Origin of the sequence: Allobosea lathyri (genome assembly GCF_900108245.1) — a bacterium.
Lineage (GTDB): Bacteria > Pseudomonadota > Alphaproteobacteria > Rhizobiales > Beijerinckiaceae > Allobosea > Allobosea lathyri.
Map to the genome: position 1 here is coordinate 184,933 of NZ_FNUY01000005.1, position 23,698 is coordinate 208,630.

Below are 23,698 nucleotides of genomic sequence, written 5' to 3' on the forward strand. Positions count from 1 at the left end.
GATCACGGGCGGGGGAATGGCTTTGACGAAGATTGCGATTCGGGGCGCAGTCGCCCTCGCGCTGTGCCTGGCCTCGACTGCCGCCTTCGCCGCGGGCGATATCGGCGGCGCGACGCTGGGGGCGGCCTGGGCCCTGCCCTTCGCCGGCATGCTGCTCTCGATTGCGCTGGGGCCGGTGCTGTTCCCGCATCTCTGGGAACATCATTACGGCAAGTTCGCCGCCTTCTGGGCGGTCCTCGTGCTGGTCCCGCTCGTGCTGTGGCGCGGCTTTGACCCGGCGCTCGGCGCGCTGCTGCACACTGCGCTGCTCGAATACATCCCCTTCATCATCCTGCTGTTTGCGCTCTTCACCATCGCCGGCGGCATCCTGATCATGGGCAATCTGCACGGCTCGCCGGCAACCAACACGACCTTGCTGGCAATCGGCACGCTGATGGCGAGCGTGGTGGGCACGACGGGGGCCTCGATCATCATGATCCGCCCGCTGCTGCGCGCCAACGACAACCGCCGCCACAATGTCCATGTCGTGGTGTTCTTCATTTTCCTGGTCTCGAATATCGGCGGGTCGCTGACGCCGCTGGGCGATCCCCCGCTGTTCCTCGGCTTCCTGCGCGGCGTCTCGTTCTTCTGGACGACGACACATCTGCTGCCAGCCACGAGCTTTGCCGTGATCGTGCTGCTGGCGCTGTTCTTCGCGCTCGACAGCTGGTTCTTCCGCAAGGAGGGCAAGCCCGTCCTGAAGGACCCGACGCCCGACCGCGCGATCAAGCTCTACGGCAAGGTCAATTTTCTTCTGCTCGGAGGCGTCATCGCGACGATCCTGATGTCCGCCTCCTGGAAACCGGGCATCGCCTTCGACCTCCATGGCGTTCGCATCGAACTGCAGAATCTCGCACGCGACCTGATCCTCCTGGGGCTGGCGGGACTGTCCCTCAAGCTGACGCCGGGTCCGGTGCGCGCCGGAAACGAGTTCAGTTGGGGGCCGATCAAGGAGGTCGCGAAGCTTTTCGCCGGCATCTTCATCTGCATCATCCCCGTCCTGGCGATGCTGCAGGCGGGCAAGGACGGCGCGTTTGCGCCGCTCGTGGCGCTGGTCAGTCACCCCGACGGATCGCCGAACAATTTCGCCTATTTCTGGCTGACGGGCGCACTCTCCTCCTTCCTCGACAATGCCCCGACCTATCTGGTCTTCTTCGAACTGGCCGGCGGCGACGCCAAGGCACTGATGACGACCGGAGCATTGACGCTGACGGCGATCTCGGCCGGCGCGGTCTTCATGGGAGCCAACAGCTATATCGGCAACGCCCCGAACTTCATGGTCTACGCCATCGCCAAGGACCGGAAGGTCGCGATGCCCAGCTTCTTCGGCTATATGCTCTGGTCGGGCGCGATCCTGATTCCGCTGTTTCTTGTGCAGACGTTTGTGTTCTTCAGGTAGCCAGCCCCGCCATTGGCGGGCGTAGCGCAGCGCAGACCTGCAAATCTCAGGGCCAGAGAGCACTGGTTGCCCGATGGTCGGGTCAGGCCCGCCGTGACGACTGGCTTACGGACGCCCGGTCGGCACGCCTTCCCGGATCTTCGCGGAGAACTGGGGATCGTCGAGCGACAGGCCGCGCGCCTTCTCGCCGATATGTGCCTGCCGGACGAGTTCGTCGAGCGGGATATCCTGCCTGACCGCGCCGATGCGCTGGAGATAACCCGGCAGATAGCCAGAGAGCAGCACGCGCGGGTCTAGCGGCAGCGAGAAGGTCCAGCCGGGCGCGACCGAACCGACGAGGTGATAGACCACGGTGGTGCAGTTGGTGGTGAGCGTGTTGTACCAGCGCGGCTGTTTCGCCAGCCGGTTCACGTCCTGGGCATAGGCGAGCAGGACGTCACGCGCCTGGGCCGGCGTCGTAGCCAGCCGAAACAGCCGCACGTCTTCCTTGCGCGCATTGCTGCGCAGGCCGACGAGATCGCGCTCGTCGGCGGCGACATAGGCCATCTCATAGGAGCGGAAGAAGCCGGCGAGCGCCGACCATTCCTCGCCCTTCTCGCGCCTGACCTCGATCGAGAAGGTCAGCGGCAGGGCGTCCTTGAAGGTGAAGCTGACCAGGAGATGGGCGATGGCCTCGCCCGACCAATAGGACAGGAACAGGTCGGCACCCTCGATCTGCGTGAGATCGTAGCTGCGCGTCTCCCAGTGCTGATCGTAATCAGCCTCGGTCCGCCAGCGGAAATGGCGCAGATTGGTGACGGTGAGCCTGTCCCCCTCGCGCGCGATTTCGGGCAGCCGGGCAAGCTCGGGAATCCAGTCGCGATCATGCGACGGCACCATGCCGTTCCACCAGCCGAGCAGGCCGATGAACACGGCGGCAAAGCCCAGCGGCAGCCGCAATGCGCCGGTCCAGATCCCGACAAGGCCGGCCAGCGCAGCCAGGCCGAAGCCGATGGCGCCGACAATCGCGACTGTGCCGTTGAGGCGAAACAGCAGGAGACCGATGCCCCATAATCCCGCGCCAAGGATGACGAAGGTGGTCAGAAGCTTCAGCAAAACGAAAAAGAGGCGGCTCATGGCCGCCTCTCGTAACACAGAACTGCGATTCGCTTGGTCACGCCGCCAGAGAATTGGTCGGCGCCGCCGCCTTCACGGCGTCGTCGACATGGTCCTCGAAGCGCTTGAAGTTCTCGCGGAACATCGCGATCAGATGCTTCGCCGTCTCGGCGAAGGCGGCTTTGTCCTGCCAGGTCTTGACGGGATAGAGGATGTGCGGCTCGACGCCGGGCACCGAAGTGGGCACGGCAAAGCCGAAATACGGGTCGCGACGGAAATCGGCGCGGTTGAGCGAACCATCCAGCGCCGAGGTCAGCAGGCGGCGGGTGACGCGGATCGGCATGCGCCGGCCGACGCCATATTTGCCGCCGGTCCAGCCGGTGTTGACCAGCCAGCAATCGACATGGTGCTTGGCGATGAAGTCGCGCAGCAGGTTGGCGTATTCCGACGGGTGACGCGGCAGGAAGGGCGAGCCGAAGCAGGTCGAGAATTCGGGCTCGACGCCGACGAGGCCACGTTCGGTGCCGGCGACCTTGGCGGTGTAGCCGGAGAGGAAGTGATACATCGCCTCCGCCGGCGTCAGCTTGGCGATCGGCGGCATGACGCCGAAAGCGTCGGCGGTCAGCATCACGATATTCTTGGGGATGCCGGCGCGGCCGGTGCGCGAGGCGTTCGGGATGAAGTCGAGCGGATAGGCCGAGCGGGTGTTTTCGGTCTTGGTCTGGTCGTCGAAATCGACGGCGCGGCTGATGGGATCCAGCACCACATTCTCGAGAACCGTGCCGAAACGCAGCGACGCGGCATGGATCTGCGGCTCGGCCTCGGCCGAGAGCTTGATCGTCTTGGCGTAGCAGCCGCCCTCGAAGTTGAAGATGCCGTTCTTCGACCAGCCATGCTCGTCATCGCCGATCAGGGTGCGGCCGGGATCGGCCGAGAGCGTCGTCTTGCCTGTGCCGGACAGGCCGAAGAAGATCGCGGAATCGTCGCTGGAACCGACATTGGCCGAGCAGTGCATCGGCACGACGCCCTTCGCGGGCAGGGTGTAGTTGAGATAGGTGAAGACCGATTTCTTCATCTCGCCGGCATAGGCCGAGCCGCCGATCAGCACGATCTTGCGGGTGAAATCGATCGCGATCACCGTCTCGGAACGGCAGCCATGGCGCTTGGGATCGGCCTTGAAGCTCGGCAGGTCGACGATCGTCAGCTCCGGAACATAGGCGGCGATATCCTCCTCGTCGGGCCGGATCAGCAGGTTGCGGATGAAAAGCGAGTGCCAGGCCATCTCGGTGAAGACGCGCGCCTTGACGCGATGGGCCGGGTCGGCGCCGCCATAGAGATCCTGCGCGAAAAGCTCCTTGCCCTCGGCATGGCCGATGAAATCGGCCAGCAGCGCCTCGAAATGCTCCGGCGACATCGCGGCGTTGTTGTCCCACCAGACCGTGCCGTCGGTCAGCGCGTCGCGCACGACGAACTTGTCCTTGGGCGAGCGGCCGGTATGGCTGCCGGTGTCGGCGACGAGCGCGCCGCCCTTGGCGAGTTCGGATTCGCCGCGCTTAAGGGATTCCTCATAGAGCCGGGGGGCTTCGAGGTTCCAGTAGACGGTCTTCAGCTTGCGGAAGCCGAATTCGTCGGCGCCATGCTTGGTGTTGAACTGACCGATGGTGTCCACAGGTGTCTCCCGAGGGGCAGTCCGCTGTACGCGGACGCTTGATCTTCAGAGGCGCGCAGTCAAGGCAGGACGGCGCGCAGGCGAGGCCATTTAAAAGAGTGGGAGGTCTTTAAGGCGATGATGCCGCCGGCTCAAGCCTTTGGGAACTCCTGATTTCAAGATTTAAATCTAAATCGGTTGAATCAAATCAATGTGGTAAATCGGGATGCCGGATCGCCGCCCGCGCCTGGCCGGCGAGCTCGACCAGGGCCTTGCGCAAGGCGCCGGGACCGTCGACCGGGGCCGGAAAGGCCAGCCGCAGCACGCTATCGCCCAAAGCGAGATCGGCGCCGTCGGGATCGAGACCGATCACGCGCCAGGCGCCATCGCGCGCACCGAGCAGGCCGGTGGCGTAGAGCCTGATCGCATCGGCATGGTCCTGGTTCATATGCGCGACGGCCGCCTCCTCGATCTCCGCCAGGGCGGCCGCGCCGGCGGCGTCGCTGAGGAGATCGGCGGGCGTCAGCTCATAGGCCCGGCCGAAGCCGCCATTCAGGCTGGCGGCCTCGATATCCAGGGCAAAGAACGAAAAATCCGGAAAATCGGCGTATAGCGCCGCTTTTGGCTGGTGCGCCAGAAAGCGGCGGCGGATGCGAATACCGTCGGGCGCCTCACGCTCTATCTGCCTTGCACGCAGCTTCAACGTGACGCGTGCATGCGCCAGCGGATCGCCTTTGCCACCCGGCGAAACCAGCAGCGACGCGCGCGGATCGGCGAGCAGGTTTCCGGTATGGGCGGAGAGTGCCGAGATCAGGATCACGGGCGCGCCGTCGATGTCGGTGGCAACGCTGACAAGGCTCGCGGCGGGGTGGCCGTCGCGCCCGAGCGTCGCCAGCGAGGCCGAGCGTGCGCTGCGTATCAGCTCGCGTCCGAGGCTGCGGGCTGAGTCATCAGTCGGCCTGATCGGGTCTTTCGCCATGGAACCTGTCCGTCTTTCCAGTCATTATCAGGGGGGTCATAGGCAAAGCGCCACGCGACCGCTAGATTGCGGCCACGGTTTGGCCGCTCTCCCGCGAGAGTGGACCCTTGTATTGCAACACGGCCAAGAGACCTCAAACTCATGCCAACCATTGCGCTGGTCGATGACGACCGCAACATTCTGACTTCCGTCTCCATCGCGCTGGAGGCCGAAGGCTATCGCATCATGACCTATACGGACGGTGCGTCCGCGCTCGACGGGCTGAAGCAGAACCCGCCGGATCTGGCGATCTTTGACATCAAGATGCCCCGTATGGACGGCATGGAGCTGCTGCGCCGTCTGCGTCAGAAGTCCGATCTGCCGGTGATCTTCCTGACCTCGAAGGACGAGGAAATCGACGAGCTCTTCGGTTTGAAGATGGGCGCCGACGATTTCATCCGCAAACCCTTCTCGCAGCGCCTCCTGGTCGAGCGCGTCAAGGCGATCCTGCGCCGGGCCGGCGCGAAGGATCCCACGGCCGCCCCCCGCAGCGAGGACGCCAAGGCCCTGGAGCGCGGCTTGCTGCGCATGGACCCCGAGCGCCACACCTGCACGTGGAAGGGCGAGCCGGTGACGCTCACCGTGACCGAGTTCCTGATCCTGCAGTCGCTGGCGCAGCGCCCGGGCGTGGTGAAAAGCCGCAACGCCTTGATGGATGCGGCCTATGACGACGAGGTCTATGTCGACGACCGCACCATCGACAGCCACATCAAGCGCCTGCGCAAGAAGTTCAATCAGGTCGATGTCGACTTCGACATGATCGAGACGCTTTACGGCGTGGGCTATCGATTCAAGGAAATCTGAGGCATTAGAGGGCGTCGATCCGGGATGCGGAAGCTACTGATGCTCCTGCCCGGACTGACGGCCCACCTCAGGAACCTGCCGGATACCGGCGGATCGAACAGCGAGACGCGCCACAGTCATGGCCACCGTCGATAACGAGGCTCGCGCTTCCTCGACCGGCTCCCGCTGGGGCGTCGCTTTGCGCCGCCGCGTGCTTTTGACCGGGCACAGGTTCCTGCGGGCGATCTCGTCGCGAGCGGCATCGAGCCTGACCCGACGCATCGTCGTCCTCAACCTCGCCGGGCTCGTCGCGCTCCTTCTCGGCTTCCTCTACCTCAACCAGTTCCGCGAGGGGCTGATCGAATCGAGAGTGCAGAGCCTGCTGACGCAGGGCGAGATCATCGCGGGCGCGATCTCCGCCTCCGCGACGGTCGACACCGATACGATCACGATCGATCCCGACAAGCTGCTCCAGCTTCAGGCCGGCGAAAGCGCCGGCATACCCGAAGACCCGCTCGACTTCTCTATCAACCCCGAAAAGGTCGCGCCGCTGCTGCGCCGGCTCGTCACCCCGACCAAGACGCGGGCGCGCGTCTACGACCGGGACGGCCTGCTGACCCTCGATTCGCGCAGCCTTTACTCGCGCGGCGACGTGCTCCGGCTCGATCTGCCCCGCGTCGGCGAGCCCGATGAGCCGCCCTTGCTGGAGCGCACCTGGAACTTGCTGCGCAACCGGCTCGGCCGGGCCGATGTTCCCACCTATGACGATTTCGAGAACGCCAATGGCAAATCCTATCCGGAGGTCGCGCGCGCCCTGAACGGCACCCCGGCCAGCGTCGTGCGCGTCAACACGCGCGGGCAGACGATCGTCTCGGTCGCGGTACCCGTGCAGCGCTTCCGGGCGGTGAAGGGCGTGCTGCTGCTCTCGACGCAGGGCGGCGATATCGACGCCATCATCGCCTCCGAACGTTATGCGATCTTCCAGGTTTTCGCGGTGGCGGCCGGCGTGATGATCGTGCTGTCGGTCCTGCTTGCCGGCACCATCGCGGAGCCGATCCGCAAGCTCGCCGACGCTGCCCAGCGCGTGCGCAAGGGCGTGAAATCGCGCGAGCAGATTCCCGATTTCGCCAGCCGCCATGACGAGATCGGCCATTTGTCCGGCTCGCTGCGCGAGATGACGAAGGCGCTCTACAGCCGGATCGAGGCGATCGAGAGCTTTGCCGCCGATGTGGCCCATGAATTGAAGAACCCTCTGACCTCGCTGCGCAGCGCGGTGGAGACCCTGCCGCTTGCGAAGTCCGAGGATTCGCGCGGGCGCCTGCTGGCGGTGATCCAGCACGACGTCCGGCGCCTCGACCGCCTGATCTCCGATATTTCCGACGCGTCGCGCCTCGATGCGGAACTCGCCCGCGACGATTCAGCCCCGGTCGACATGGCTCAGGTTCTCGAGGCCGTAGTCTCCGTCCAGAACGAAATCCGCCGCGAAGGACGCCCCCGAATCGAGCTCATGATCGAACGGCGCGGCCTGAGGGCCGGCGGCCGCGACGGGTTCCTCGTCATGGGACATGATTCCCGGCTCGGGCAGGTCATGGTCAACCTGATCGACAATGCCCGCTCCTTCTCCGCCCTGGACAAGCCGGTGCGCGTCATGCTGTCGCGGGTCGCCAACGATGTGCTGGTCACCGTCGAGGATGACGGGCCGGGCATCGAGCCCCATGCGCTGGAGCGCGTCTTCGAGCGCTTCTACACCGACCGTCCCAATGAGGGCTTTGGCCAGAATTCGGGATTGGGCCTGTCGATCTCGCGCCAGATCGTCGAGGCACATCGCGGCTCGATCCGGGCTGAAAACCGGCTCGGCCCTCCCGGCCCCGATGGCGAGGAGACGCGGCTTGGCGCGCGCTTCATCGTCTGCCTGCCGGCCGCGCAACTGGCTGCCTGAGTACAACTGATGAACAATGCGGAAGCCGGCGGCAGCGACAGCCGTATCCACGCGAGCACGATCGCGATCGGCGAGGCCGGCGTGCTGATCCGGGGCAAATCCGGCGCCGGCAAGTCGGTTCTGGCGCTGGCGCTGATCACGCTGGCGAAGCAGGAAGGCCTGTTCGCCCGGCTGGTGGCGGATGACCGCACCGCCCTGAGTGTGCGGGGCGGGCGGCTTCTCGCCCGGCCGGTCGCGCCGCTCGAAGGCCTCGTGGAGCGGCGCGGTTTTGGCCTGACGCCGGAGCCTCATATACCCGCAATCGTCGTCCGGCTGATTGTGGACGTCTCCGGCGAGGAACCGCCGCGCATGCCGGAAGCCGAGGATCTCGTTGCGCAACTGGTGGGTATCGATCTGCCGCGTTTGACCGCAATGGGACGCCCTGGAGACGAGCGGCTGGTGCTGGCGGCACTGAAATTGTTCATAGACAGTGGATGAAACCACGATTTTGACAAGTTTCAGGGAAGGCGGCTTGCGCATATCTCGCACCTGCCGCATAAACCGCGACCTTGTCCGGGCGCCTTCAAGCGCTCTCCGGTGCCATAGTGAATGATCGGACTGGTCCTTGTGACGCATGGGCATCTGGCGACGGAGTTCCGCTCCGCGCTCGAACATGTCGTCGGCCCTCAGCAGAACCTCGCCACCATCGCCATCGCCCCCGATGACGACATGGAAGGTCGTCGCCGTGACATCATCGCGGCGGTCGAGCAGGTCGAGACCGGCAAGGGCGTGATCGTGCTGACCGACATGTTCGGCGGGACGCCCTCCAATCTCGCCATTTCGGTGATGGAGCCCGGCCGCATCGACGTCGTCGCCGGCGTCAACCTGCCGATGCTGATCAAGCTCGCCAGCGTGCGCGAGGAGAAGACCCTCGACGAAGCCGTGACCAGCGCGCAGGATGCGGGCCGCAAATACATCACCGTCGCCAGCCGTGTCCTGGCCGGCAAGTAAGACGGGCGGATAAGGGCGAGCGCGGTGGACGACAGGCAGGACATCGAGGATTGCGACTGCCCCGAGGTCGAAGTGCCGGCAGGCGCGATCTATGGCGAGTTCCAGATCGTCAATAAAAAGGGCCTGCACGCCCGGGCCACTGCCAAATTCGTGCAATGCGCCTCAGGTTTCGATGCCGACATCAATGTGACCCGCTGCGGCGAGACTGTCGGCGCGACCTCGATCATGGGCATCCTGACGCTGGGTGCCGGCATCGGCTCGACGATCACTGTGGTGGCGAAAGGCCGCGAGGCCAGGGAAGCGCTGCAGGCGCTGGAAACCCTGGTCGCCGACAAGTTCGGCGAGGGCGAATAGGCGGCTAGCCGGAGAGAGCGGCCAGATTGCCCATCGACCCTCTGCCTCGCCTTCACATAGAGCCCAGCGATAACGGCATGATGCATTCGACGAGATTCATCGCCGCCACCCCGATCCTGCTGGTCATTGCGGCCGCAAGTGCGGCTTCGCCCGCCCTCGCCCAGGGCTCCCGCGCCCCAAGCTGGCCCGAGGTGAAATGCGCGCGTTACACGAAATCCTGGGCCGAGGCGCTTGCCCGGCGCGGGACGCAGGGGCTGAGCCCGCAATTCCTCGCCAGCCATGAAGCCTTTCTCGCCTCGGGCTGTACCGCACAGGCCGATGTTTGCGCACGCTCGCCGCAGGAACTCGAACTCGCGAACATCATGGTGATCCAAGCGATGAACGCGGGAACGGCGAGCACCTTCCTGCCCTTCTCCTGCCGGAAGTAAGCGACCGACCGCTTGTCATTCCGCCTTCCCCGGCGCGGTGCAGGGCATGGCATGGCATGGCGCTGCACGTGCCATTTGGCGGGTCGGCCGCAACACATAAAGACATCTTTATATCTTTGATTGCGCTCTAGCGCTGCCGCTGCTAAAGACCCGCCCGTCATTCAATTACGACCCTTTTCAAGAACGAGCAGTGGAGCAGCCCCCGTGTCGAAGACCGATTACATCGTCAAGGACATCAGCCTCGCGGATTACGGCCGCAAGGAAATCAACATGGCCCAGGACGAGATGCCCGGCCTGATGGCGATCCGCGCCGAGCACAAGGGCAAGAACCCGCTCAAGGGCGCGCGCATCGCCGGCTGCCTGCACATGACCATCCAGACCGCCGTGCTGATCGAGACGCTGACGGAACTCGGCGCCGATGTGCGCTGGTCCTCCTGCAACATCTTCTCGACCCAGGACCATGCCGCCGCCGCGATCGCCGCGACCGGCGTGCCGGTCTTCGCCATCAAGGGCGAGACGCTCGAAGAGTATTGGGAATATGTCCTGCGCACCGCGACCTGGGGCGATGGCGGCACGCCCAACATGATCCTCGACGACGGCGGCGACCTGACCATGCTGATCATCCTCGGCGCCGAGGCTGAAGCCGGCAAGGCCGAGTTCCTGGACAAGCCCGGCAATGAGGAAGAGACCATCTTCTTCAAGCTGATCAAGCGCGAGCTCAAGGCCAATCCGGGCTGGTTCACCAAGACGCGCGCCGCGATCAAGGGCGTTTCGGAAGAGACCACCACCGGCGTGCATCGCCTGTACGAGCTGGCCAAGGCCGGCCGCATGCCCTTCCCGGCGATCAACGTCAACGATAGCGTCACCAAGTCGAAATTCGACAACCTCTATGGCTGCCGTGAATCGCTGGTCGACGCCATCCGCCGCGGCACCGACGTCATGATGTCGGGCAAGGTCGCCTGCGTCGCCGGCTATGGCGATGTCGGCAAGGGTTCGGCCGCCTCGCTGCGCCAGGCCGGCTGCCGCGTGCTCGTCACCGAAATCGATCCGATCTGCGCCCTGCAGGCTGCGATGGAGGGCTACGAGGTCGTCACCATGGAGGACGCCGCTCCCCGTGCGGACATCTTCGTGACCGCCACCGGCAACCTCGACGTCATCACCGTCGACCACATGCGCGCGATGAAGCACCGCGCCATCGTCTGCAATATCGGCCATTTCGACTCGGAGATTCAGGTCGCCGGCCTGAAGAACTTCAAGTGGGACAACGTCAAGCCGCAGGTCGACGAGGTCGAGTTCCCCGACGGCAAGCGCATCATCCTGCTCTCGGAAGGCCGCCTGGTGAATCTCGGCAACGCTACGGGACACCCGTCCTTCGTGATGTCCTGCTCGTTCTCGAACCAAACGCTGGCCCAGGTCGAGCTCTGGAACCACCACGCCAAATACGAGAACAAGGTCTACACGCTGCCCAAGCATCTCGACGAGAAGGTCGCAGCGCTCCACCTCGCCAAGGTCGGTGCCAAGCTCACCGTGCTGAACGATGCGCAGGCCAAATATCTCGGCCTCGCCCCGACCGGTCCGTTCAAGCCCGAGCTTTATCGCTACTGAGTTACGCCGCCGCGATCGCGCTACTGACATCGCGACAGCAAAAAATTGGAAAAGGCCCGGCCGCAAGCCGGGCCTTTTTCTTGTGTCATTGTCGCGGCGATCAATGAAAGACCACTACTAATAGCCCCTGCTCAAAGCCGAACCTCTACTTGTTGATGATCTCTACCGAAGATGGGAGCGCTCGAAAAAAACTCGGCATTTACCAGCGATTAAGCACTTCCTGCCGGACTCTGCGGATGATTACAGTGGGGCTGATTCGGGCACCCCGCCTTAGATTGCGGACCGGATCGACGCTCTGATGTGATCGGCGTGGTGGCGAGCGTGCGTGGGGTCCAGTCGGCTTGCACCGGGCTCCGCAGCCTGATTCGAGTGTGCCCGGACGACCAGGCGGTCTTCAAGCATCGCCCTTAGAACATGACGGACGCAGGATGAGACGGTCAAGGCGACAGGAACGACGTAGCGGAGGCTGGGGCCAGCGCGCGCTTCTCCCAGCCCTTGCCGCCGCCCATGCCCCCTCGACCGCGATGGCTCAGGCCGATTGGCTGGCGCGGCCCGAGATCCTGAACACCGGCGCATTGTCGCTGATCCTGACCGGGCTCACGGTTTTCGCCGCGACCACCTCCTTCGTCTATGTGCGCGAGCGCTCGCGCTGGCAACGCCGCGAGGCCGAGCTCGCGGGCGAACTCGAAGCCGCGCGCGGCCATCAGGACCGGCTCGCGATCCTCCTCGCGGCCGATCCGCAGGTCGTGGTGAGCTGGAATGGGCGCGACGCGGAGCCGGCCTTCGAGGGCGATAGCGGATTTCTTGGCGCGCCCGGCGCTTCACTCGCACTCGCCTATGGCACCTGGGCCCCTCCCGTAGACGCCAAGAAGCTCGAATTGGCGACCGATGCGCTGAAGGACCGCGGCGAAGCCTTCGGCTTCACGCTGCGAAGCAGGGCCGGGCCGTTCATCGATGTCGAAGGTCGCCCGGTCGCCGGGCGCGCCGTCATCCGGTTTCGCGAGGTCACCGGCGAACGCGCCGAGGTGATGAGGCTGCGCAGCGAGCTGGAACGCGTGACGGCGGATCATTCGGCGCTCGCCAGCCTGCTCTCGGGCTTGCCGCAGCCGGCCTGGACCCGCACCCCCGATGGCCGCCTGAGCTGGTCCAACGCAGCCTATGCACGCGCGGTCGAAGCCGCCGACGGCACCACCGCGGTAAAGAACGGGCTCGAACTTCTCGATCGCAGCGAGCGCGACCGCGCCGCCAAGGCAAGACAGGACGGGCTCGCCTTCTCGGTACGTGCGCCCGCCATCGTCACGGGCCAGCGCCGGACTCTCGATATCATCGAGCTGCCGACACCGACGGGCTTTGCCGGTATCGCCACCGATATGAGCGAGCTGGAGGCGGTGCGCGCCGACCTGCAGCACCAGATGGATGCGCATGTGCGCACGCTCGACCGGCTCAAGACGGCCGTGGCGGCCTTCGACGCCTCGCAGCGCCTCGTCTACCGCAATTCGGGTTTCGACACGCTCTGGTCGCTCGACGCTGCCTTCCTCGACGGCCACCCGACCGATGGCGAGATCCTCGACCGCCTGCGGGCGGAACGGCGCCTGCCGGAGCTTGGCGATTATCGCAGCTGGAAGGCCAGCGTGCAGGCCGCCTACACCTCGACGCGGGCACATGAGGATTGGTGGTATCTGCCGGACGGGCGCACCATCCATGTCGTCGCCAGCCCCAACCCGCAGGGCGGCGTGACCTATCTGCTCGATGATGTCACCGAGCGCTTCACGCTGGAATCGCGCTTCAACGCCTTGTCCCGCACGCAGCGCGAGACGCTCGACTCGTTGCGCGAGGGTGTCGCCGTGTTCGGCTCGGACGGGCGGCTCAAGCTCTCGAACCCCGCTTTCGCGCAGTCCTGGAAGATCCAGGTCGATCTTGCCAGCGCCGCGCCCCATATCGACGAGGTCGTCCGGCTGTGCCGGCCGCTCTTCCCGCAGGACGAGGTCTGGAGCGAATTGCACAGCGTCGTCACCGGCGTGCGCGATGCGCGCGAGGATTATGGCTGCCGGATGGAGCGCCGCGACGGCACCGTGCTCGATTGCGCGGCCGCGCCGCTGCCCGACGGCGCGACGCTGATATCCTTTGCCGACGTCACAGCCTCGGTGAATGTCGAGCGCGCCCTGACCGAGAAGAACGACGCGCTGGAGAAGGTCTCGCGGCTGCGCGAGGATTTCGTCCACCACGTCTCCTACGAATTGCGCTCGCCGCTGACCAATATCATCGGTTTCGCGCAGCTGCTGGGGACCGAGACCGTCGGGGCTCTCAACGAGAAGCAGCGCGACTACACCTCGCATATCATGCGCTCTTCGGGCGCCCTGCTCGCCATCATCAACGACATCCTCGACCTCGCCACGATAGACAATGGCGCGCTGACGCTCGAACTGAAGGATGTCGATGTCGCCGAGACCATCGCCGAGGCGACTGCAGGACTGCATGACCGGCTGACCGACAGCAAGATGAAGCTGCAGGTTGAGATCGCCCCGCAGACCGGCCCCTTGCGCGCCGATGGCAAGCGCCTGCGCCAGGTGTTGTTCAACCTGATCTCCAATGCGATCGGCTTCTCGTCGCCGGGCCAGACGATCACGGTCAGCGCCGGGCGCGCCGGTGGCGACGTCCGTATCACCGTCGCCGACCAGGGCCGCGGCATTCCAGCCGAGGTCAAGGAGAAGGTGTTCGACCGGTTCGAGAGCCATTCGCTGGGCTCCAACCATCGCGGCGTCGGGCTTGGCCTCTCGATCGTGCGCTCCATCGTCGAGCTGCATGGCGGCCGCGTCGAGCTCGACTCGGCGCCCGGGCGCGGCACCAAGGTTACCGCAGTGTTCCCATCGCAGGGCGTGCCGCTGTCGGATGCCGCCGAATGAGCGACGATATCCGCAGAGCCGGCGTGCACCGGCTCGTGCTGACGGATGAGGCGGCCACGCTCCGCCTTGCCGCCGATCTCGCCGCGATCCTGAAGCCGGGCGACATCGTCGCGCTGTCGGGCCATCTCGGCGCCGGCAAGTCGATGCTGGCGCGCGCCATCCTGCGCGAACTGGCCGATGATCCGGAGCTCGAGGCGCCAAGCCCCACCTTCACGCTGGTGCAAAGCTACGAGACGCCGCGCGGCACGGTGCTGCATGCCGACCTCTACCGCGTCCGCTCGCCCGACGAGCTCGACGATATCGGCCTGATCGAGGATATCGAGCGGCTGGTCACACTGGTCGAATGGCCCGACCGTGCCGGGACGCGGCTGCCGGCAGGCCGGCGGCTCGACATCGTGCTCGATGTCGACCCGCAAAATCCCGAGACCGGGCGGATCGCAAACCTTTCGGGCGGGGTACTCTGGCGGCAGCGGCTCGCCATCGCGATCGCGACCCGCCAAATGCTCGACGAGGCCGGTTGGGGCGACGCGACGCGCGACTACATGCAAGGCGATGCGTCGAGCCGCGCCTATGAGCGGCTGACGCAAAGCGACGGAACGAGCGCCGTGCTGATGATCTCGCCGCCGCGGCCGGACGGCCCGGCGATCCGGCTCGGAAAGCCCTATAGCGCGATCGCGCATCTGGCGGAGACGATCGACGCCTTCGTCGCGATGGATAAGGGGCTGCGCTCGCTCGACTATTCGGCCCCGCAAATACTCGCTCAGGACCTCTCCACCGGCCTTCTCCTCATCGAGGACCTCGGCCATGACGGCGTCATCGGCCCGGACGGGCCGATCCCCGAGCGCTATGAAGCAGCGGCGCGACTGCTGGCGGACCTGCACCGGCATACCCTGCCGACGATCCTCCCGGTTGCGGAAGCCCGCGACCATGTCGTGCCCGAATATGATCGCGGCGCTATGGCGATCGAGACAGAGCTGATCCTCGAATGGTATGCCCCTCATATCGCCGGCGTGACCCTGCCGGCCGTGACGCAGGCCGAATTCTCGCGGATCTGGGGCCGGCTGTTCGACGAGATCCTGGCAGCGCCCAACACCTGGACGCTGCGCGACTTCCATTCGCCCAACCTGATCTGGCTCCCGCAGCGCGAGGGCCATGGCAAGGTCGGGCTGATCGATTTCCAGGACGCGGTGCTCGGGCACCCAGCCTATGATCTGGTCTCGCTTGGGCAGGATGCGCGTGTCGACGTTCCCGCCGCGCTCGAACTCAGGCTGCTCGCGGCCTATGGTTCGGCCCGACGCGGCGATGACGAGCAATTCGATCTCGCCGGCTTCGCCCGCGCCTATGCGATCCTCGGCGCGCAGCGCAACACCAAGATCGCCGGCATCTTCGCCCGCCTCGACAAGCGCGACGGCAAGCCGATCTACCTGACGCATCTGCCGCGTATCGAAGCCTATCTGCGCCGCAACCTCGAGCACCCCGCCCTGGCCGAGCTGAAGGCCTGGTACGAGGCGCATCTGCCGAACCTGTTCGAGACGGGCTGAGTTCACGCTCACTCCGGCGGCCGCTTATCCTCGACGTCATCCCGGACAAGCGGCGCCAGCCGCGCCGATCCGGGATGACGGTGCGGGTGAACTTTCGCCCGAGCCTGACGCGGGTCGGTAGCCCGCCCGCTCGCGTTTCTGGTAGCGTCGAGCACGTGACAATCAGGAGATTCGGGTGAGCCACGCCGCAACACTGCCGATCCGACGGGCCATGGTGCTCGCGGCCGGCCTGGGCCAGCGCATGCGCCCGATTACCGACACGCTGCCGAAGCCTCTGGTGGCGATCGGCGGGAAGTCGATGCTCGACCATGCGCTCGACCGGCTCGCCGAGGCCGGCGTCGAAGAGGCCGTGGTCAATGTCCACCATCTGCCGGCGCTGATCGAGACGCATGTCGCGGGGCGCACCCACCCCCGCGTGACCATCTCCGACGAGCGCTCGCAACTGCTGGAGACCGGGGGCGGCGTGAAGAAGGCGCTGCCGCTGCTCGGCCACGCGCCGTTCTTTCACGTCAACTCGGACTCGCTCTGGAGCGAAACCGGCGCCTCCAATGTCGTGGCGATGGCCCGGGCTTGGGACCCGGCGCGTATGGACATGCTGCTGCTGCTCGCAGAGCGCGAAACCAGCATCGGGTTCGACGGCGCTGGCGACTTCTTCCTCGACGAGGATGGCCGCCTGGCGCGGCGCGGCACCGCTGCAAGCGCACCTTACGTCTATGCCGGCGTCGCGATCATGAAGCCCGAGCTTTTCGCGGATACGCCGGAGGGGCCGTTCTCGCTCAACCTGCTGTTCGACCGCGCGATCGCGGCCGGCCGGCTCCATGGCCTCGTGCTGCAAGGACAATGGCTTCATGTCGGCACGCCCGGAGCCATAGCGCCCGCCGAGGCTGCTTTCGCGGCCGCGCAGGCGCTCGATGCCTGAACTCAACCTCTTCACCATCCCGGAAGCCGCGCCTTTTCTCGACGTGCTCGCCCAGGCGATGCTGGAGGGCCGCTTCGGCAAGATCCATGACGCCGATGACCCGACCGCCATGGCGCGTGCGACGCTCTACCTGCCGACGCGGCGCGCGGCGCGTGCCTTCACCGCCTGCCTATCGGACAAGCTCGGTGGCAAGCCGCTGCTGCTGCCGCGCATCGTGCCGCTCGGCGATGTCGACGAGGCAGAAACGGCGCTGATCGGAGCCGGCGCCTGGGCCGGCGAACGCATCGGGCCGATCGATCCGCTCGCGCGGCGGATGGTGCTGACGCAGCTGGTCGATGCCTGGGGCAGGACCGCCAACCGCAGCCATCTCAGGCTCGATCCATCCGAGCCCTCGCTGGTGCCGGCGACGCTGGCCGAGGCCTATGGACTTGCCGCAGACCTCGCCGCGCTGCTCGACCAGATGCAGACGGAGAGCGTGCCGATCGAGCGGCTGGCGACGCTGGACGCAGCTCGCTTCGACACGATCTGGCAGCTCAACGCCAGCTTCCTCGCCATTCTCGGCGATATCTGGCCAAAAATCCTGGAGGAGCGCGGCGCCTGCGATCCCGCCGCCTTCCGCAACCGCATGCTCGCGGCGGAACGCGAAAGACTGCTTGCGGGCGATGTCAGTGGGCCGATCATCGCGGCGGGCTCGACCGGCACGATTCCCGCCACTGCCCGCCTGCTTGCGGCGATTGCCCGCCTGCCACAAGGCGCCGTCGTGCTGCCGGGTCTCGATCTCGAGCTTGCCGAGCCGGCCTGGAACGCAATTACAAGAGAGCCGGCCCCCTCGCATCCTCAAGCGGCCCTCCATCATCTGCTCGGCACCTTGCGGGCGACACGCGCGGATGTCCGCCATCTCGCCAGCCCGGACGCGCCCCGAACCGCGCGCTCCGCCCTGCTTCGCGAAGCGATGCTGCCGGCTTCGGTGACCGAATTATGGGCCGGACTCGGCGAGCGGCTCGGCGATGCCGAGATCGGCTTCCATGATCTGCGCATCGTCGAGGCCTCCGACGAGCGTGAGGAGGCGCTCGCGGTCGCCGTAGCGCTTCGCGAGACGCTCGAGGAGCCCGGCCAGCAGGCGGCATTGATCACGCCCGACCGCGGGCTTGCCGAACGCGTCGCGGTGGAACTGCGCCGCTGGGGCATCGAGGTCGACGATTCCGCCGGGCTGCCGCTGGCGCGCTGGCCGGCCGGCGCGCTGTTGCGGCTCATTCTCGAAGCCGCATTGGCCGAACTGACGCCGGCCAGCCTCGTGCCACTGTTGGCGCACCCGCTCTGCCGGCTCGGCATGAGCAGCGAGATCGTTGCGCGAGGCGCGGCGGCGCTCGAAATCGGGGCCTGGCGCGGCATGCCCATCGGCAAGGGCGTCAGAGGCCTGCGCGACAGCCTGGCCGCTCTGCCGACGCTCAAGGCCGCGACGCATGCGCCGGGGCCGCGCCGACGGCTCACGCCCGAGGACGATGCGGCGGCGACGCTGCTGCTCGATGCGCTGATCGCCGCCATCGCGCCCCTGCTCGACGCCCTGCATGCTCCGGCCACCTCGCTTGCCATCGTCGTCGGCGCGGCGCGCTCGGCGCTGGAAGCCTTCGGCCGCACGCCGGAGGAGACCTCGCTTGTCTTCTCCGGCCCCGATGGCGAAGCGCTCGCGGCTCTGTTCGACGATCTCGGCAATGCCGAAAGCGACATGCCGCAGGGCGGCCGGGCACCGGATTTCGTCGCCATTCTCGGCGGCCTTCTGGCTGAGCGCGTGGTCCGGCGGACCGGCGGCGGCCATCCGCGCATCAAGATCTGGGGCCTGCTGGAGGCACGCCTGCTGCAGGCCGACCATGTCGTTCTCGGCGGGCTGAACGAGGCGGTCTGGCCGCCCGACACGAAGACCGACGCCTTCATCAACCGGCCGATGCGGGCCGAGCTTGGCCTGTCGGCCCCGGAACGGCGCATCGGTCAGACCGCGCATGATTTCAGCCAGGCCCTGATGGCGCCGCGCGTGACCCTGACCCGTGCCCGCAAGGCCGGCGAGGCCGAGACCATCGCCTCGCGCTTCTGGCAGCGCCTGCAGGCAGTGACGCCGAAACCGGTCTGGAAGCGGGCCTTTGTCGAAGGCTCCAGGCTGACGGCGCTTGCCGCGGCATTGAGCGCGCCAGCCGATGCCCGCCCCGTTGGCCGCCCGGCTCCGAAACCGGCGCGCCATCTCCAGCCCTTGTCGCTCAGCGTCACCGATGTCGAGACGCTCTATCGCGATCCCTATCAGATCCATGCGCGCAAGATCCTGAAGCTCGATGGGCTCGACGCCCTGATCGAAGACCCGACAGCGGCCGATCGCGGCAGTCTCCTGCACGATATCGTCGCCGAATTCGCGCTGACCTATCCCGAGCATCTGCCGGCCGATGCGCTCGGACGATTGATTGCGATTGGCGACAGGCTGTTTGCCGCTTTCGACGATGCGCCGGAGGTGCGAGCGTTCTGGTGGCCGCGCTTCGTGATCACGGCCGGGCATTTCATCGGCTGGGAACAGCGGCGGCGCGAGGGCGTGGCCCTGATCGGGGTGGAGCTCGGCACCGGAGCGAGCTTTCCGCTCGCCGACGGCGCGCAATTGCGCCTCAGCGGGCGCGCCGACCGGATCGAGGTGACGCGCGAGCCGGCCCTGCGGATCATCGACTTCAAGACGGGCGCGCCACCCAGCAAGGCCCAGGTCGAGAAGGGCTTTGCGCCGCAATTGACGCTGGAGGCGGAGCTCGCGGCCCGCGCGGGCTTCAAGGGCTTCGTCGGCCCGACCCCGGTCGAGGCGCTGCTTTACCTCAAGCTGCATCACGATCCGAAGGGCTGGGCCAAGGACAAGCCGCTCGATTTCGGCGGCGAGGCGCTGGCCGATGTCGCCGCTCGCCATCTCGAACGGCTGCTTGAACATATGGATGCGCTACGCAGCGGGCGCGAGGCTTTCGTCTCCCGGCGCGCACCGGACTACATCAAATATGCCTCGGCCTACGACCAGCTGGCCCGGGTCAAGGAGTGGTCGGCGGCGCCCGGCGGTGGCGATGAAGGGGGCGAGCCGTGAAGCCGGGCTGGAGCGTTCCCGAACTGACCAATCAGCGCCAGGCGCTAGCGGCCGATCCCCGCCTCAGCGCTTGGGTTTCCGCCAATGCCGGCTCGGGCAAAACCCATGTGCTGGTCAATCGCGTGCTCCGGCTCCTGCTCGACGATGTCGCGCCGAGCCGCATGCTCTGCATCACCTATACCAAGGCCGCCGCCGCCAATATGGCGAACCGCATCTTCAAGGCGCTGGGCGCCTGGGCGACGATGCCCGACGCGGAACTCACGGCGACGCTGACGGCGTTGACCGGCAAGATGCCGCCGGCGGAGCAGCGCGCCGCGGCAAGGCGGCTATTCGCGCAGGCGCTCGAGACGCCCGGCGGCCTGAAGATCGAGACGATCCACGCCTTCTGCACGCGCGTGCTGCAATCGGCCCCTTTCGAGGCCAATGTCCCGCCGCGCTTCGAGGTGGCGGATGATCTGGCCCAGGCCGAGATGCTGCGCGAGGCGAGGCGGGAGCTGCTGGCGACGGTCGCCGCCGATCCCGACGGTCCGGAGGCCCAGGCGCTCGACCTGCTCGCGCGTCAGGCCGCGCAGGACACGTTTGACGCGATGATGCAGGAGGCGCTGCGTCAGCGCGCCTTGTTCAGCGATGCCAATGGACGCGCCCGCGACGCCGGCGAGATGCGCGAGGGCATGTCGAAGGTTCTCGGCATCTTGCCCGAACTGACCGCCGAAGACGTGAAATCCGGCTTCAGGCACGATCTCGCTGCAATGGCGGGGCTGCCGACACTGATCGAGGCCCTGCAGGCCGGCAGCGCCACGCGACAGAATTTCGCGACGACCCTGCGCGCGCTCCAGTTGGGGCAGGACGAGGGCGACCCGGTCGCATTCTGCCGGCGCGGCTTCCTCACCGAAGCCGGCGCGATCAACAGCAATGTCAGCGGCCGCGGCAAGTCGCAGTTCGAAGCCGGACTGCTGGACACGCTGGAGACCCTGGCGGCGCGCTTGCTTGCGGCCGCCGACCAGCTCAACGCGATTGCGATCCGCGAGCGCAGCCACGCGCTGGCCCTGCTGGTGACGCGGATGCTCGCCTCCTATCAGCGGCTGAAGAGCCAGCGTTCGCTGCTCGACTACGACGATCTGATCGCGAAGACGCGCTCGCTGCTCTCGCGGGTGGAGGCCGCCTGGGTGCTCTACAAGCTCGACGCCGGCATCGACCACATCCTGCTCGACGAGGCCCAAGACACCAGCGAGGCGCAATGGGCCATCCTCGGCAAGCTCGCCGAGGAGTTCACCGGCGGCGGCGAAGGCTCGCGCGAGGACAATCCCAGGCCGCGCACGATCTTCGTCGTCGGCGACGAGAAGCAGTCGATCTACGGCTTCCAGGGCGCGGCGCCGGGCGCCTTCGGCGAGGAGCGGCGGCGGCTGGGCCAGCGCATCACGCAGGCCGACCAGCGTTTCGAGCCGGTCAGCCTCAACACCTCCTTCCGCTCGGCGCGCGACATCATGCAGGCGGTCGACGCCGTCTTCGCCGTGCCGGAGCACGCGCGCGGCCTCGTCTTCGACGGTGCCGAGCGGCCGGAGATGCATGACACGGTGCGTCGCATCGATCCCGGCTGCGTCGATCTCTGGCCGCTCAGCGCCAACGACACCGGCGAGCCGCCCGACGCCTGGACAACGCCGGTCGACGCGCCCGAGCGGCGCAGCGGCACGGTGAAACTCGCACACCGTATCGCGGCGACGCTGGGGCAATGGACGCGCACGGGCCGGGACGATCTCGGCAATGCCTTCACGCCAGGCGATGTGATGATCCTGCTGCGCCAGCGCGGGGCGCTGTTCGAGGCGATCGTCAAGGCGCTGAAGGATGCCGGCGTGCCGGTTACAGGCCGCGACCGGCTGACGCTGGCCGACCACCCTGCCGTCGAGGATCTCGTCGTGCTCGGCCGCACCCTGCTGCTGCCCGATGACGATCTGACGCTGGCGACAGCATTGAAGACGCCATTGATCGGGCTCGACGACGACGATCTGCTGCGGTTCGCGCCGGAGCGCAAGGGTTCCTTGCGCGAGGCGCTGCGGCAGGCGGCCGAAACCGACCTGCGCTATGCGGCGGTCGAACGACAGCTCGTCGCTTTGGCCGATGAAGCCGGGCGCTGCGGGCCGTTCCGCTTCTTTGCGGGCATTCTGGGGCCGGGCGGTGGTCGCAATCTCGCTCTGGCGCGGCTGGGAGCGGAGGCAGGCGACGCGCTCGATGCCTTCCTCAACGCGGCGCTCGACCATGAGAGGCGTTACGGCCCCTCGCTAGCGAGCTTCCTGCACCATATTTCCAGTTCCGCGACCGATGTGAAGCGCGATCTCTCGGCCAGCGCCGGCGAAGTGCGCGTCATGACCGTGCATGGCGCCAAGGGCTTGGAAGCGAAGATCGTGATCCTCGCCGATCTCGCGCCACAGCCCGGCGCCAAGCGCCTGCCGAAGATTCTGGCGGTCGCGCCGCCGCGCCGCCCGGCCGTGCCGCTCTGGCCGCCCGCCAGCGCCGAGGATGCGACCGCGACCGCCATCGCCAAGGCACGTGTGATCGACCAGATGGTCGAGGAGCACCACCGGCTGCTCTATGTGGCGATGACGCGCGCCGAAGACCGGCTGATCGTATGCGGCGCGCAGGCCAAGGGCGAGGCGCCCGAGGGCAGCTGGTATGCGATGATCGCGGCGGGGCTCGCAGCCTCGGAATCGGGGCTTCAGGAAATCACGGACAGCCAAGGGGGCACGACCCTGCGCTTCATGACGTCGATGCCGCGTCCACAACTCGTGCCGGAACCGCAGCCGCCACAGGACGTCGTCATGGCGCCCGCCTGGCTGCACAAACATGCGCCTGGCGAGCACGAACCGGCGCCGCCACTGAAGCCCTCCAGCGCCCTTGCTGCGGCCGATGGCGACCCACGCCCGGGCGACGGGCCTTTCCTGGCGGAGGCTGCCGCTGCCGGCCGCTTCGCACATCTGCTGCTCCAGATCCTGCCCGGCATCGCCCCCGAACAGCGCGAGGCGACTGCGGAGGCACTGGCGGCGGCGCGCGGCGGCGCTCTGCCGGCTGCACGCCGCGCCCGCATCATCGCCGATGCGCTGGCGCTGCTCGCCGAGCCGGCTCTCGCCAGCCTGTTTGCTGGGGGATCGCTGGCCGAGGTGCCGATTTCAGGGGATATCGTCCTGCCGGACGGCAGCGCGCGCCGGGTTGCCGGCCAGATCGACCGGCTCGCGGTGACGGAAGACGGCGTCATCATCGCCGACTTCAAGACGGCGGCGCGGCCCCCGATCGATGCGGCGGCGATTTCGCCGACGACGCTGGCCCAGCTTGCGGTCTATCGCAGGCTCGTCAGTGCGATCTATCCGGGGCGGGAGGTCCGCACGCTGGTGATCTACACCGCGACACTGGCGCGTTTCGAGCTGCCACCGGCCGTTCTCGACGCCACCCTCGCCAAAATGGCAGGTTAGCCCTGCTTCAACGGGACCACCGCGCGCCTTGACCCCGGCCATGCGCATTCATAGCTTCGCAACTGAAATGCAGCGCTGCTGCCAACGCATATGAAAGGCGACCAAGCCATGGCGACGAGCAAAGTGACCGATGCGAGCTTCGAGGCCGACGTCCTCAAATCCGCCGAGCCGGTCGTGGTGGATTTCTGGGCCGAGTGGTGCGGTCCCTGCCGCATGATCGGCCCGGCGCTAGAGGAAATCGCCGGCGAGATGGGCGGCAAGGTCAAGATCGTGAAGATGAATGTCGATGAGAACCAGGCGATCCCCGCCCAGTTCGGCATCCGTTCGATCCCGACCCTGATGCTGTTCAAGGACGGCAAGCTGGCCTCGCAGAAGGTCGGCGCCGCCCCCAAGAGCGATCTTTCACGCTGGATCGCCAGCGCCGTCTGAGATCGCGGCTGTTACAACAAAAAGGCCCGCCATCCCGGGGATGGCGGGCC

The 23,698-nt window shown here is 66.7% G+C and carries 17 protein-coding genes; 14 read left to right on the forward strand and 3 right to left on the reverse strand.

All coding sequences use genetic code 11. The features are described from left to right. Nucleotides 1–16 precede the first annotated feature (16 nt). Nucleotides 17–1,438, forward strand: coding sequence for a sodium:proton antiporter (locus C4S73_RS13820; protein ID WP_103873083.1), 1,422 nt, complete (start codon nt 17–19; stop codon nt 1,436–1,438). 105 nt (nt 1,439–1,543) lie between these two features. On the opposite strand, the gene C4S73_RS13825 is transcribed toward C4S73_RS13820, so the two are convergent. From C4S73_RS13825 to C4S73_RS13835, 3 genes are all read right to left on the reverse strand, one after another. After that, nucleotides 1,544–2,554, reverse strand: a complete 1,011-nt coding sequence (locus tag C4S73_RS13825) for an Lnb N-terminal periplasmic domain-containing protein (RefSeq protein WP_103873084.1) — start codon at nt 2,552–2,554, stop codon at nt 1,544–1,546. A 37-nt stretch (nt 2,555–2,591) separates the two neighbouring features. Next, complete coding sequence (locus C4S73_RS13830; protein ID WP_103873085.1) at nt 2,592–4,202, reverse strand: phosphoenolpyruvate carboxykinase; 1,611 nt, start codon at nt 4,200–4,202, stop codon at nt 2,592–2,594. A 187-nt stretch (nt 4,203–4,389) separates the two neighbouring features. Beyond that, nucleotides 4,390–5,160 (reverse strand): HugZ family pyridoxamine 5'-phosphate oxidase, encoded by a 771-nt coding sequence (locus C4S73_RS13835; RefSeq protein ID WP_103873086.1) that lies wholly within the window; start codon nt 5,158–5,160, stop codon nt 4,390–4,392. Nucleotides 5,161–5,301: 141 nt separating this feature from the next. Here C4S73_RS13835 and C4S73_RS13840 point away from each other — a divergent pair, with 141 nt between their 5' ends. The 13 genes from C4S73_RS13840 (at nt 5,302) to trxA (ending at nt 23,648) form a co-directional block, all read left to right on the forward strand. Beyond that, nucleotides 5,302–6,003, forward strand: a complete 702-nt coding sequence (locus C4S73_RS13840; RefSeq protein ID WP_103873087.1) for a response regulator transcription factor — start codon at nt 5,302–5,304, stop codon at nt 6,001–6,003. A gap of 118 nt (nt 6,004–6,121) precedes the next feature. Further along, nucleotides 6,122–7,921: a sensor histidine kinase gene (locus tag C4S73_RS13845; RefSeq protein ID WP_103873088.1), complete on the forward strand. Its 1,800-nt coding sequence runs from the start codon at nt 6,122–6,124 to the stop codon at nt 7,919–7,921. A 9-nt stretch (nt 7,922–7,930) separates the two neighbouring features. Further along, nucleotides 7,931–8,398, forward strand: coding sequence for an HPr kinase/phosphorylase (locus C4S73_RS13850; RefSeq protein ID WP_103873089.1), 468 nt, complete (start codon nt 7,931–7,933; stop codon nt 8,396–8,398). Between the two features lie 111 nt (nt 8,399–8,509). Continuing rightward, nucleotides 8,510–8,911, forward strand: a complete 402-nt coding sequence (locus C4S73_RS13855; protein ID WP_103873090.1) for a PTS sugar transporter subunit IIA — start codon at nt 8,510–8,512, stop codon at nt 8,909–8,911. A gap of 24 nt (nt 8,912–8,935) precedes the next feature. Then, a complete protein-coding gene (locus tag C4S73_RS13860) occupies nt 8,936–9,265 on the forward strand; it encodes an HPr family phosphocarrier protein (RefSeq protein WP_103873091.1) in 330 nt (109 codons plus the stop codon). A gap of 77 nt (nt 9,266–9,342) precedes the next feature. Further along, nucleotides 9,343–9,693, forward strand: coding sequence for a hypothetical protein (locus tag C4S73_RS13865; RefSeq protein WP_103873092.1), 351 nt, complete (start codon nt 9,343–9,345; stop codon nt 9,691–9,693). A 204-nt stretch (nt 9,694–9,897) separates the two neighbouring features. Further along, nucleotides 9,898–11,298: an adenosylhomocysteinase gene (ahcY, locus tag C4S73_RS13870; protein ID WP_103873093.1), complete on the forward strand. Its 1,401-nt coding sequence runs from the start codon at nt 9,898–9,900 to the stop codon at nt 11,296–11,298. Nucleotides 11,299–11,822: 524 nt separating this feature from the next. Next, nucleotides 11,823–14,201, forward strand: coding sequence for a sensor histidine kinase (locus tag C4S73_RS13875; RefSeq protein WP_200828016.1), 2,379 nt, complete (start codon nt 11,823–11,825; stop codon nt 14,199–14,201). Further along, entirely contained in the window at nt 14,198–15,742 is a 1,545-nt protein-coding gene (gene tsaE / locus C4S73_RS13880; RefSeq protein WP_103873095.1) for a tRNA (adenosine(37)-N6)-threonylcarbamoyltransferase complex ATPase subunit type 1 TsaE, read from the forward strand. The genes C4S73_RS13875 and tsaE overlap by 4 nt, the downstream gene beginning before the upstream one ends. 175 nt (nt 15,743–15,917) lie before the next feature. Then, a complete protein-coding gene (locus C4S73_RS13885) occupies nt 15,918–16,661 on the forward strand; it encodes a nucleotidyltransferase family protein (protein WP_425290346.1) in 744 nt (247 codons plus the stop codon). Continuing rightward, on the forward strand, nt 16,654–19,758 hold the full coding sequence (gene addB, locus C4S73_RS13890) for a double-strand break repair protein AddB (RefSeq protein ID WP_103873097.1): 3,105 nt from the start codon (nt 16,654–16,656) through the stop codon (nt 19,756–19,758). The genes C4S73_RS13885 and addB overlap by 8 nt, the downstream gene beginning before the upstream one ends. Next, nucleotides 19,755–23,219 (forward strand): double-strand break repair helicase AddA, encoded by a 3,465-nt coding sequence (gene addA, locus C4S73_RS13895; protein WP_103873098.1) that lies wholly within the window; start codon nt 19,755–19,757, stop codon nt 23,217–23,219. The genes addB and addA overlap by 4 nt, the downstream gene beginning before the upstream one ends. A 108-nt stretch (nt 23,220–23,327) precedes the next feature. Continuing rightward, complete coding sequence (trxA, locus tag C4S73_RS13900; RefSeq protein WP_103873285.1) at nt 23,328–23,648, forward strand: thioredoxin; 321 nt, start codon at nt 23,328–23,330, stop codon at nt 23,646–23,648. Nucleotides 23,649–23,698: the final 50 nt, after the last annotated feature.

Bases quoted from the DNA above. Each gene is read 5' to 3' on its own strand.
- C4S73_RS13820 (WP_103873083.1), top strand. From the start codon at position 17: ATGGCTTTGACGAAGATTGCGATTCGGGGCGCAGTCGCCCTCGCGCTG.
- C4S73_RS13825 (WP_103873084.1), bottom strand. From the start codon at position 2,554: ATGAGCCGCCTCTTTTTCGTTTTGCTGAAGCTTCTGACCACCTTCGTC.
- C4S73_RS13835 (WP_103873086.1), bottom strand. From the start codon at position 5,160: ATGGCGAAAGACCCGATCAGGCCGACTGATGACTCAGCCCGCAGCCTC.
- C4S73_RS13840 (WP_103873087.1), top strand. From the start codon at position 5,302: ATGCCAACCATTGCGCTGGTCGATGACGACCGCAACATTCTGACTTCC.
- C4S73_RS13845 (WP_103873088.1), top strand. From the start codon at position 6,122: ATGGCCACCGTCGATAACGAGGCTCGCGCTTCCTCGACCGGCTCCCGC.
- C4S73_RS13850 (WP_103873089.1), top strand. From the start codon at position 7,931: ATGAACAATGCGGAAGCCGGCGGCAGCGACAGCCGTATCCACGCGAGC.
- C4S73_RS13855 (WP_103873090.1), top strand. From the start codon at position 8,510: ATGATCGGACTGGTCCTTGTGACGCATGGGCATCTGGCGACGGAGTTC.
- C4S73_RS13865 (WP_103873092.1), top strand. From the start codon at position 9,343: ATGATGCATTCGACGAGATTCATCGCCGCCACCCCGATCCTGCTGGTC.
- C4S73_RS13875 (WP_200828016.1), top strand. From the start codon at position 11,823: ATGGCTCAGGCCGATTGGCTGGCGCGGCCCGAGATCCTGAACACCGGC.
- tsaE (WP_103873095.1), top strand. From the start codon at position 14,198: ATGAGCGACGATATCCGCAGAGCCGGCGTGCACCGGCTCGTGCTGACG.
- addB (WP_103873097.1), top strand. From the start codon at position 16,654: ATGCCTGAACTCAACCTCTTCACCATCCCGGAAGCCGCGCCTTTTCTC.
- trxA (WP_103873285.1), top strand. From the start codon at position 23,328: ATGGCGACGAGCAAAGTGACCGATGCGAGCTTCGAGGCCGACGTCCTC.